This is a genomic window from Brevibacterium sp. LS14 (assembly GCF_012027885.1).
Taxonomy (GTDB): Bacteria; Actinomycetota; Actinomycetes; order Actinomycetales; family Brevibacteriaceae; genus Brevibacterium; species Brevibacterium casei.
Map to the genome: position 1 here is coordinate 26529 of NZ_SJXG01000009.1, position 10298 is coordinate 36826.

A 10298-nucleotide genomic window follows, 5' to 3' on the forward strand; every position below is an offset into this window, starting at 1 on the left:
CCGAGGAGGTCGCGAGCTGATCCGCGCCTCGTTAGATTCGTTGTCAAGCAGCCGCCGGGGTCTTCGCCTCGTAGAAGACCCCGGCCTTGACTATCGCGAACACGACGTTGAGCCGGCGGCGAGCCAGACACATCACCGCAGCATTGTGTCGCTTACCCTCAGCCCGTTTCCCCTCGTAATACGCCTTCGACACCGAGTCATGACACGACGCCACCCACTCTGAGTGGAACAACGCGTTCTTCAACCTTTTATTGCCAGCACGCGACGGGAACTCACCCCGAATCGATGTCCCCGTCCGACGCGTCACCGGAGCGATTCCGGCATACGCAGCCAAATGTGCAATAGTCTTGAACGCGCTGAAATCACCGGCTGCCAGGAGGATCTGGTTTGCGGCCTTAACGCCGACTCCCGGCATTTACGTTGAGACCTGAAGAAAAGAGGGAGCGAGTCAGCCAGTTCCTCCGCTTCAGCCTCGATCTCGGTCTGCCATGACACCCGATGCTGGCACCCACGTTACGACGAGACCTCAGTACACCTGGGTCCAGCCCCTATCAGCAGTCAACGCGTGTCCTGGATTCCTTGCGGCAACACCCGCCGGATCATCAATGACAGGGCGAATCAGCCATGCCAGAACCAGCGACCAGGCCCCCTATGGGGCCTGCCAATAAATATAGGGCACCCCCGCAAAAATAGAGCGGTCGGCTCAACAACTGCGTCAGGGGCCTATGGGACACTAGATACTACGCACAGCCGCAGTAGTTGAAGGGAAGCAATTATGAGTGCGGAGCAACGAAGTGCCGCAGACGCCGTCTATGTGCTGAACGCGATAGCACGTCTTATGCGAGCCTCTCCCCATGCCACGGAAAACATGGAATGGACGGAGATGCACGCCGAGTACCTTGAAGAGATAGCCGGCGCGGTCCAACGTGACGCTGCTCTGGACCCTCACATGCTCGAAGACGGAGCAGCCTACGTTGGCCGTGAATGGGAACACGCTCTCATCCCAGTGTTCTACGGCCATGATCGTATCGAGGAGATCGTCGAACGGCTGTGATACAACCCCAGACAAGGATCGCTGAATCAAAGGAGCAGAGAAAACATGGATAGCAAAATACAATTCTTCGTGGATTCAACCAGTCCTCATTCTGAACCTCCCAAAGAGCTCGGTGACGGCAGACGAGTCGAGTGGTCCGAAGCGAGCGACGTCGTCATTACCCTCACGGATGGCACTATGCACAGGTACGCGCCTAGTTTTCAAGGTTCTGGTGAAACCAACACCTCTGAGGGCGGCCACGCATATGCAATTCTGGATGGCACGCTCCAAGTGCAGTCCTACAACCACGAAGCCTTCTTCGCAGACAGCAAAGTCAGCGGAATGGATTGGGAGACTGGAAGATATGGTTACTTGCAGTCCCGTGAGACGGTGAAGGTTCTGCGCACCTATAGCCAGGGCGCATGGGTTGAAGCAACCGGGATGACAGTGGAGCCAATCCATAAGACGAGAAGCAAGAAGACCTTCCAGGACGATCAGAACGACTGAGCCTTCTGCACTCTCAAGCGACTGACGCGAAAACGCGATGTGGGAATGGACAGAGGTTTCGGTACTAGTCATGCATCTCGCGCCCGTTCAGAGGCTGGAGCCGCCGGTGGTGTCTATCGTCTGCCCGGTGACCCAGTGTCCACGATAGCCGGCGAGGAAACTGATCACATCCGCAATATCCTCAGGAGTACCAATTCTGTCGAACGCGGAAACCTGCACGGCGCCGTCGCAGGCTCCGGGTGCGTCGATCCAATCGGCATCGGGGTCGGTGCCAATGGTGCCAGGCGCGACCGAGTTCACCGTGATCCCGCGTTTGGCCAGCTCGGGCTAGACCGCGTGCATGACATTACCAGGACCAGCGACCCAACCCCGTTCGAGATCTATAGATTTATATACGTGCACCCCCTCACCGGGCTGGCGGGCTGTTCCGCTTCCCAATCCCGCGGACACCGAGCCACTCGTGGATCGAGCGCGGTCTGACGGAGACCTTTTCGCTCGATCCACAGTTGCGCGGAAATCCGTGTCCCGGGCGACGCGGAAACCCGGCCAGGCGTGGACCGAGCAACGGCCTGCGCAACCGCGCGCCGACCCGTGAATGTACTGCAGGCGGGCACCCAGTGGGCACCCGCCTGCAGTATCGGGATCGGACCGACTCTAGATCAGAGTCACTTGTCCTTGCCGGCCTCGGGGTCGACGGTCTCGACGGTCTCGTCGACCTCGACGTTGCCTTCGGCATCCTCGGTGACCTTGACTTCGTCGACGACGACGTCGCCATCGGCATCCTCGGTGACGGTGACGTCGTCGGAGACGACCTCTTCGTCGGAGGAGTCAGTCGAGGCGGCAGCGGCGGTCGCGGTGGCCTGCTCGGCCTCCTTCACCGTGGCCTGCTTCGGCGAGTAGGGCTCGAGGACGAGCTCGATGACGGCCATCGGAGCGTTGTCGCCGTTGCGGGGACCGATCTTCGTGATGCGGGTGTATCCGCCCGGACGCTCGGCCATGGTCTCGGCGATCGTCGTGAAGAGCTCGTGGACGATCGACTTGTCGGCGATCTGGGCGAGCACGCGACGACGGGCGGCGAGGTCGCCCTTCTTCGCAGCGGTGATGAGGCGCTCGGCCACCGGACGGAGGCGCTTGGCCTTCGTCACGGTCGTCGTGATGCGCTTGTGCTCGAAGAGCTGCGCTGCCAGGTTGTTGAGCATGAGGCGCTCGTGGGTGGGCGAACCGCCGAGGCGGGGGCCCTTCGTTGGGGTAGGCATAGTGGAAAACTCCTAGGTCTTGATCAGTACTGTTCGTCTTCGACGTAGGACTGGTCCTCTTCCGCGAGACCGGATTCGAACCCGGCAGGACTGTCCTTGAGGCTGAGTCCGAGCTCGTTGAGCTTGGCCTTGACCTCGTCGATCGACTTCGAACCAAAGTTGCGGATATCCATGAGGTCGGCTTCGCTGCGGGCGACGAGCTCGCCGACGGTGTGGATGCCCTCACGCTTGAGGCAGTTGTAGGAGCGCACGGTCAGATCGAGGTCCTCGATGGCAAGCGCCAGGTCGGCGGCGAGAGCGGCGTCGACCGGCGACGGGCCGATCTCGATGCCCTCGGCTTCGACGTTGAGCTCGCGTGCCAGGCCGAACAGCTCGACCAGCGTCTTGCCTGCCGACGCGATGGCGTCGCGCGGGGTCATCGACGGCTTGGTCTCGACATCGAGCACGAGGCGATCGAAGTCGGTGCGCTGCTCGACACGAGTGGCCTCGACCTTGTAGGTGACCTTGAGAACGGGCGAGTAGATCGAGTCGACCGGGATCCGGCCGATCTCGGCATCGGCGTTCTTGTTCTGGGCGCTCGACACGTAGCCGCGTCCGCGTTCGATGGTGAGCTCCATGTCCAGACGGCCTTCGCCATTGAGCGTGGCGATGTGCAGGTCCGGGTTGTGGATCTCGACTCCGGCGGGAGCCGAGACATCGGCAGCGGTCACGGTGCCAGGGCCCTGCTTGCGCAGGTACGCAACGACAGGCTCGTCGAATTCAGACGACACGACCAGGGACTTGAGGTTGAGGATGAATTCGGTGACATCCTCCTTCACTCCCGGGACGGTGCTGAACTCGTGGAGGACGCCGTCGATCCGGATGGAGGTGACGGCGGCTCCCGGAATCGACGACAGCAGGGTGCGACGAAGCGAGTTGCCGAGGGTGTAGCCGAATCCGGGCTCGAGCGGCTCGATGGCGAACCTGGAGCGGTTGTCGGAGACGACTTCTTCCGTGAGTGTTGGGCGCTGTGCAATGAGCACGTGGGCTTCCTTTCAGCGAACATCCGCTATATGACGTTCGCACTGCACGTCATGGCAGTCGGCCATGAAGAACGGTTCGGTTTATGCGATGAATCCGTTCTGCCTCAGGCGGCGGGCACAGCGGCCCGTCGCCTGCGGCAGTTCCACGGAAAGGGTCAGCCGCGGCGGCGCTTGGGCGGACGGCAGCCGTTGAACGGAACCGGGGTGACATCCTGGATGGTGCCCAGTTCCAGGCCGGCGGCCTGCAGGGAGCGGATCGCGGTCTCGCGGCCCGAGCCCGGTCCCTTGACGAAGACGTCGACCTTCTTCAGGCCGTGTTCCTGCGCGCGGCGGGCGGCGGATTCCGCAGCCATCTGAGCGGCGTAGGGCGTCGACTTGCGCGAGCCCTTGAAGCCGACCTCACCGGAGGAGGCCCAGGAGATGACAGCACCGGTCGGATCGGTGATCGACACGATGGTGTTGTTGAAGGTGGACTTGATGTGCGCCTGGCCGGCAACGATATTCTTCTTGATCTTGCGGCGAGGCTTGCGCGCTGAAGCGGCGCGTGACTTGGGAGGCATAGGTTTTACTCCTGATCGAGGTGGTTGACGCCGGTCAACCGGGTGAGCATGTTACTTCTTCTTACCGGCCACGGTGCGCTTCGGTCCCTTGCGGGTGCGCGCATTGGTCTTGGTCCGCTGTCCGCGAACCGGGAGACCGCGGCGGTGGCGCAGGCCTTCGTAGCTGCCGATCTCCACCTTGCGGCGGATGTCGGCGGCGACCTCACGGCGGAGGTCACCCTCGACCTGGAACGTGCCCTCGATGTAGTCACGCAGCTGAACGAGCTCGGCGTCGCTCAGGTCCTTCACACGGGTGTCGGGGTTGATCCCGGTTTCCGTCAGGGTCTGGCGCGCACGCGTGCGGCCCACACCATAGATGTATGTCAGGGCGACCTCCACGCGCTTTTCGCGCGGGATGTCGACTCCGGCAAGACGTGCCATAGGTTCTTACTCCTGTTGATGTTTCGGAGGTGCTGATGCAGACCTGTCCTCAGTGACCTGAGGTCCTCGGCCCCCGACCGAAGGTATCGTCCTGCTCATGCCGGTCCGGCATGCGCAGGGGGCGAGGTCTGCGTGGGTGTGGTGCTGCTGGCAGCCCCGTATCGGGGCTCCCTCTGCTCGAAGAGCTGCTCAGCCCTGACGCTGCTTGTGGCGCGGGTTGGAGCAGATCACCATGACTCGACCGTGACGGCGGGTCACCTGGCACTTCTCGCAGATCTTCTTGACGCTGGGCTTAACCTTCATCGTTTTTCCTTCTCTCGGCCGGTCTCCCTTCCCAGGGAATCCGGCGCGAATGATCGAAGATCCTTACTTGTAGCGGTAAACGATTCGTCCACGCGAGAGATCGTAAGGAGACAGCTCCACGATGACTCGGTCCTCGGGCAGGATTCGGATGTAGTGCTGCCGCATCTTCCCTGAGATGTGCGCGAGCACCTTGTGCCCGTTGCTCAGCTCGACCCGGAACGATGCGTTCGGGAGAGCTTCGACAACGGTGCCTTCGATCTCAATGACCCCTTCTTTTTTGGCCATATCGTTCGCTAACCTCGTATTCCCGCGAAACCTTCGCGTTCGACGTAATCGTCGATCGTCGGTCGGCACCGACGATCCCCACAGACTGCTCCGGCCCTCCCCCACCACATGAAAGGCTGTGGATGGCGTGACGCCGCCCACAACCGTGAATGGATGAGTTGAGTGAGAACAGACCAATCATCTACTCTACACCACGATCCGAAGATCTTCCAGGCGGTCCTGGATTCCGCGCGTGACTTCCCCTACAATCCCGGCTCCCCTCGCCGAGGCGGCCCGCCGGATCGGCGTCACGTCCGTTCCGCACACCCCATCACCCCGCCGAGGCGGTGCCCCGAAGCGATGCCCACGTCCGTTCCGCACACCCCGCTCCCTCGCCGAGGCGGCCCTGCCCGACCGTCGTCCGGCCCCGAGTCCCTCGCCGGGGCGGGGCACTCACCCGCGGGCGCGTGCCCCGTAGCCGGTGCGGATGCCCATTGCCACGGCGACGGCGAGGACGAGAAAGCCGAGCACGGTGACCCATGCGAAGCCGCCGAGTGAGAGCAGCGGACCGGCGAGTGCGGCGACCGCGGCCGCTCCGAGGTTCATCCCCGCATCCGAGAGTCCCTGCACGGGGATCCGATGCGCCGGGTCGATCTCCTGGGTGAGCAGGGTCGAGCCGGCGATGAGGCACGCCGACCACCCGAGTCCGAGGAGGAAAAGCGCGAGGGAGAGCCGGACGAAGGAGGACTCGCCTGCCGCATCGATGAAGCCGAGGATGAGCGCGGCGGCGAAGAGCACCTGCCCGAGGAGGATGACGCGTCCGGGAGCGAACCGGTCGGTGAGGTAGCCGAAGACCGGAGAGAGTCCGTACATGCCGAAGATGTGCCCGGCGATCGTCACGCCGATGAGCCCGAGGCCGAACCCGTGATGGTCCATGTGGACCGGGGTCATCACCATCGTCACGACCATGATCATGTGCCCGCTGACGACGGAGAGGAGACCGAGGAGCGCACCCGGGGATCGGCGCACGGCCGCCCAGGTGCCGCCTCGGCGAGGGGCCGTCGGGGCGGCGACGATCCGGTCCGCCCCGACGCCGGGACGATCGGAGCGCGGGGTCCGGAGGAAGAGGACGCAGACGAAGGAGAGGAGGTATCCGCCGACGGCGATGAGGAAGGGACCGGCGAAGGGGTCGATGCCGAGCGAGCGCCCGAGCCGGGCACCGGGTTCGGCGAGGTTGGGTCCGAGGACCGACCCGACGGTCGTCGCCCACACGACGATCGACATCGCTCGGCCCTTGAGCTGCTCAGGCGCGGAGTCGGTGGCCGCGTACCGGCTCTGCAGGCCCGAGGCGGTCGCGGACCCGAAGAAGCCCATACCGACGAAGAAGAGCAGGGCGATGCCCGCGAGGATGGCCACGACGATGAGGAGCGCTCCGGTGAGGGCGAGTCCGTAGCCGACGGCGAGCGCCCAGCGGCGATTGCGCACCTGCGCGAGACGCGCGAGCGGCAGAGCGAGCAGTCCTGCGCCGAGGATCGAGGCCGTCTGCGCGAACCCGGCGAGCTCGGTGCGACCGGTGAGCTGTTCGGCGAGGATGCCGCCGACGGCGAACCCGGTGGCCACGCCGATGCCGGCGAAGAGCTGCGCCAGACACAGCGCCCACTGATTGCGCACGAACGTGTTCGCCACGCTCCCCTCCTCATATCCTCGGTCCGCATCGATGCTAGCCGAGACCCGCAGACGCCGAGGCGGCCGGGAACGGTGGTGAGATCCGTTCTCGGCCGCCTGCGGTGCTCGACCGGTGGTGTCAGGCCCGACGGTCAGGGCCGCCGAGCCCGGCCCGAGCTCAGTGCTTCGCGCCCTTTCCGCGCGTCATCCGGTAGACGACTCCACCAGCGGCGAGCAGGGCGAGCGCTCCGGCGAACAGGGGCCAGATGTCGGCACCGGTGCGCGGGAGGCTGCCGCCGGATCCGCTTCCGGATCCGCCGCTGCCCGCGCCGGGGGCGTCCCCGCCGCCCTTCGGGTTCTCGTCATCGCCGCCACCGGAGCCATTGCCACCGTCGGAGTCCTTGCCTCCGTCGGAGCCCTTGCCGCCCTTGCCGTCGTCGTCGCCGACGACGGTGAGCGTCGTGTTCGCCACGGTCTTGCCCTTCGCGTCGAGGAGCTGGACGACGTAGGTGCCCGGCTTCGCCTTCTTCGGGACGACGACCTTGCTCACGGCGTTTCCGCCGTTGTCGGTCGTCAGCGTGCCGAGCGTGCCTCCGGTCTCGAAGGCGACGGTGTAGTCGGCTTCCGAGGCCTGGTGCTTGACCGAGGCGATGACGCTCTCCCCTGCCGCGACCTTCTCCTTCTCAAGCGAGAAGTCATCGGCGCGGAACGTGTCCATCCGGCACCGGTTGGGCAGGGTGATCGTCTCCCCGCGGTCATCGACCGCGGTGTCCGGTGTCGGCAGCTTGGGTCCGAAGTCCCCGACCTTGGGCAGTGTGCCTGCGGAGAGGAACTCGTTGACCGTCTGGTCCGTGCACGCCTTGTTCTCGTCCCGCGACATGTACGAGGTGTGCGAGGCACCGGAGACCGAGAGCAGGCTGCCGTCGATCGTGCGGGCGAGCTTGACGCCCGAGGCGTACGGGGTCGCCGAGTCGTGGGAGGTCGAGACGACGAGGATGTTCGGCACCGCGGTGAGCTTCTCCGGCTTGGGCAGGGTGCCCTTGAACTTCCAGAAGTCGCAGTAGTCGTAGACGCCCGGCGAGACCGACGCCGCCTGGAACGGTCCGGCTTCGTCGTAGCGCTTGGCCAGGTCGCGCAGCTCCTCGATGTCCGGCTTGTTCCCGTAGCTGTTCTCATCCGTGCAGCGGATGTTCGTGAACGCTTGGAGCATCGGGTCGTAGTGGCCGGTCTCGTCGCGGGAGTTGTACGAATCGGCGAGCGTCATGAGCACCCCGGCGGTCTCTCCGGCCTTGAGTTCGGTGAGCCCGAGCGCGAGCTGCGCCCAGAGGTCCTCGGAGTAGAGGGCCTGGATGACGCCGGTGCGGGCATCGCCGAAGGTGACCTCGCGGTCATCGCCCTTGGATCCCGCCGGCAGCGGTTTGCCTTCGAGGGAGCGGAGGATCCCCTGCACGGCCGTGGTCAGCTCCGCCCTGTCGGTGATCCCGTCGCCGAGGGCGCACGTGAAGGGTGCGTTCTTGAGGTCGGCGAGCCGGTCAGGGTACTCGAGGTTCGGGTAGGTCTCGCCCCACGTCCTGCCCTCGGTGCCCTTGGCCGAGCAGTCGAGCGCGAACTGTTCGAAGGTGTCCTGGAAGCCGGCGATCTGCTTGACCGAGTCGTCGGCGTCCTCTTCGGCGTCGGCCTTGCTCACGAGTTTGCCGTCGGCGTCGAGGTAGGCCTGGGGGTCCTTGTTGATGTCCTTGAGAGCCTTGTACGCGGAGACGTTGCCGGGGTCGACGGCGCCGTCGAGGACGAGCCGGCCGACGCTGTCGCCGAACTTCTGCGCATAGACGTACCCGAGCCGGGTCCCGTAGGAGAAGCCGATGAAGTCGAGCTTGTCGTCGCCGCTCGTCGAACGGATGAGGTCGAGGTCGCCGACGGCGTCCCACGTCCCCAGGTGCTTCATGAGGTTCTCCTGGCCTCCCTCACCGAGGTCGAAGAGCTTGCCGGTGTTCTCGATGCAGTCACCGGCGAATCTCTCCGCCTGGTCGTTGAGGATGTCCTCGGCGTCCTCGCGGTCACCGGCCCACGCGTCCTCGGCGCGGTCGGCGTCGATCTGCTCATCGGTCGAGCACTGGGAGAAGGGCATCGAGCCACCCGTGCCACGCGGGTCGAAGCCGACGAGGTCGAAGTTCGCTGCGAGGTCGGGTTCGAAGAGTGCACCGGCGACGCCGAGCGTCATGCCCGAACCGCCCGGTCCGCCCGGGTTCCAGGCGACGGTGCCCTGCGGGGTGGTCTTGACGAACTTCCCGTCGACCATCTTGCCGGAGGGGACCTTCATCATCGCGATCGCGACGTTGCCGGCGGCAGGATCCTTCGCGTCGATGGGAGCGATGAGGTAGCCGCAGACCGGGGTGCGTCCGATGCGCTCGGTGTAGTCGGGGTAGCCGAGCTTGCCGCAGTTCTCGGCGCTGAGGTCGACCTTCTGGTTGTAGTACTTCTTCAGGCCCGCGGGGATGTTGCCCGCGCCCTTGCCGCCGCCCTTCGGGTCGGGGATGCGGTAGGTGCCGTCGTCCTGGCGGAAGAGCTCCTTCGCCAGCTGCGGGTAGTACTCGTCGAGGTCACCGGCCTGATTCGCGTCCTCGCTGGGCTCTTCCGTCGGCTCGCCGCTCGCACTGGGCGACTCGGTCGGAGTCTGCGTCGGGTCGTCGGTCGGTGTCGGTGCTGCGGTCTCGTCAGCGACGACCGTGAAGTCCTCGCTCGTCTTCAGTCCGTCGTCCGACTTGACGATGTAGGTGCCGGGGGTCAGTCCCGATCCGTCGAGTTCGGTCTCGACGGTGCCGGATCCGGCGGGGACCACGGCGTCCGTGCCGGCGACGGCTTCGTTGTTCGCCGCGTGGACGATGCGCAGCGTCGTCGCTGCATCGGAGGCGCGGACGGTGACGGGGATGACGAGCGAGGTCGAGGCGGTCACCTCGGCGTCGGTGCCGAGGACGATCTCGAGCTCGTCGACGTCTGTCGCTTCGTCGGCTGCGGGCTTCTGGATGGACTCTGCGGGTGACTCCGCGGGACCGGCGGCCGCGGCGGGCAGAGCCCCCGCGAACAGCAGAGAAGCGCCGATGATCGACGCTCCCAGGACACGCGAAGACCCTCTCAATGTGATTCGGGTCATGCTCGTCATCGTAACGCACAGATAACGGTCAGGAACTTTTCAAGGTTTTCGTTATCGTTTCGTGACCGTGGTCACAGTTGCCGGGCTCTCGCCGAGGCGGTCGCGGCTGTGACGGAGCAT

General features: G+C 65.0%; 11 protein-coding genes and 1 pseudogene. 2 read left to right on the forward strand and 10 right to left on the reverse strand.

Annotated elements, in window-relative coordinates; translation table 11 throughout:
- Positions 1-43: 43 nt before the first annotated feature.
- A pseudogene (locus EZE58_RS01330) lies at positions 44-430 on the reverse strand (transposase); the annotation flags it as partial.
- A 438-nt stretch (positions 431-868) separates the two neighbouring features.
- On the opposite strand from EZE58_RS01330, the gene EZE58_RS01335 reads away from it, so the two are divergent.
- Together EZE58_RS01335 and EZE58_RS01340 are read left to right on the forward strand one after the other, a co-directional pair.
- Positions 869-1054 (forward strand): hypothetical protein, encoded by a 186-nt coding sequence (locus EZE58_RS01335; protein WP_009379259.1) that lies wholly within the window; start codon positions 869-871, stop codon positions 1052-1054.
- Between the two features lie 45 nt (positions 1055-1099).
- Positions 1100-1540 (forward strand): hypothetical protein, encoded by a 441-nt coding sequence (locus EZE58_RS01340; protein ID WP_009379256.1) that lies wholly within the window; start codon positions 1100-1102, stop codon positions 1538-1540.
- An 87-nt stretch (positions 1541-1627) separates the two neighbouring features.
- Here the strand turns inward: EZE58_RS01340 and EZE58_RS01345 are convergent, their stop codons facing one another.
- The 9 genes from EZE58_RS01345 to EZE58_RS01385 form a co-directional block, all read right to left on the reverse strand.
- Positions 1628-1861 carry an SDR family oxidoreductase gene (locus EZE58_RS01345; RefSeq protein ID WP_227007192.1) on the reverse strand — a complete coding sequence of 78 codons (234 nt, stop codon included), beginning with the start codon at positions 1859-1861 and terminating at the stop codon, positions 1628-1630.
- A 344-nt stretch (positions 1862-2205) separates the two neighbouring features.
- Positions 2206-2796 (reverse strand): 50S ribosomal protein L17, encoded by a 591-nt coding sequence (rplQ, locus tag EZE58_RS01350; RefSeq protein ID WP_040342040.1) that lies wholly within the window; start codon positions 2794-2796, stop codon positions 2206-2208.
- A 23-nt stretch (positions 2797-2819) separates the two neighbouring features.
- Positions 2820-3818, reverse strand: a complete 999-nt coding sequence (locus EZE58_RS01355; RefSeq protein ID WP_009379253.1) for a DNA-directed RNA polymerase subunit alpha — start codon at positions 3816-3818, stop codon at positions 2820-2822.
- Between the two features lie 155 nt (positions 3819-3973).
- The gene (gene rpsK / locus EZE58_RS01360) at positions 3974-4378 is read right to left on the reverse strand and encodes a 30S ribosomal protein S11 (RefSeq protein WP_009379251.1); all 405 of its coding nucleotides are present in this window, start codon (positions 4376-4378) and stop codon (positions 3974-3976) included.
- A 51-nt stretch (positions 4379-4429) separates the two neighbouring features.
- The gene (gene rpsM / locus EZE58_RS01365; protein ID WP_009379249.1) at positions 4430-4798 is read right to left on the reverse strand and encodes a 30S ribosomal protein S13; all 369 of its coding nucleotides are present in this window, start codon (positions 4796-4798) and stop codon (positions 4430-4432) included.
- Between the two features lie 189 nt (positions 4799-4987).
- On the reverse strand, positions 4988-5101 hold the full coding sequence (gene rpmJ, locus EZE58_RS01370; RefSeq protein WP_009379247.1) for a 50S ribosomal protein L36: 114 nt from the start codon (positions 5099-5101) through the stop codon (positions 4988-4990).
- 63 nt (positions 5102-5164) lie between these two features.
- On the reverse strand, positions 5165-5386 hold the full coding sequence (infA, locus tag EZE58_RS01375; protein ID WP_009379245.1) for a translation initiation factor IF-1: 222 nt from the start codon (positions 5384-5386) through the stop codon (positions 5165-5167).
- Positions 5387-5818: 432 nt separating this feature from the next.
- On the reverse strand, positions 5819-7051 hold the full coding sequence (locus tag EZE58_RS01380; RefSeq protein WP_009379243.1) for an MFS transporter: 1233 nt from the start codon (positions 7049-7051) through the stop codon (positions 5819-5821).
- Positions 7052-7208: 157 nt separating this feature from the next.
- Entirely contained in the window at positions 7209-10178 is a 2970-nt protein-coding gene (locus tag EZE58_RS01385; RefSeq protein ID WP_009379241.1) for an alpha/beta hydrolase, read from the reverse strand.
- Positions 10179-10298: the final 120 nt, after the last annotated feature.

What these genes read in the sequence shown, in the direction of transcription:
- EZE58_RS01335 (WP_009379259.1), top strand. Translation starts at nt 869, where the DNA reads ATGGAATGGACGGAGATGCACGCCGAGTACCTTGAAGAGATAGCCGGC.
- EZE58_RS01340 (WP_009379256.1), top strand. Translation starts at nt 1,100, where the DNA reads ATGGATAGCAAAATACAATTCTTCGTGGATTCAACCAGTCCTCATTCT.
- rplQ (WP_040342040.1), bottom strand. Translation starts at nt 2,796, where the DNA reads ATGCCTACCCCAACGAAGGGCCCCCGCCTCGGCGGTTCGCCCACCCAC.
- rpsK (WP_009379251.1), bottom strand. Translation starts at nt 4,378, where the DNA reads ATGCCTCCCAAGTCACGCGCCGCTTCAGCGCGCAAGCCTCGCCGCAAG.
- rpsM (WP_009379249.1), bottom strand. Translation starts at nt 4,798, where the DNA reads ATGGCACGTCTTGCCGGAGTCGACATCCCGCGCGAAAAGCGCGTGGAG.
- rpmJ (WP_009379247.1), bottom strand. Translation starts at nt 5,101, where the DNA reads ATGAAGGTTAAGCCCAGCGTCAAGAAGATCTGCGAGAAGTGCCAGGTG.
- infA (WP_009379245.1), bottom strand. Translation starts at nt 5,386, where the DNA reads ATGGCCAAAAAAGAAGGGGTCATTGAGATCGAAGGCACCGTTGTCGAA.
- EZE58_RS01385 (WP_009379241.1), bottom strand. Translation starts at nt 10,178, where the DNA reads ATGACCCGAATCACATTGAGAGGGTCTTCGCGTGTCCTGGGAGCGTCG.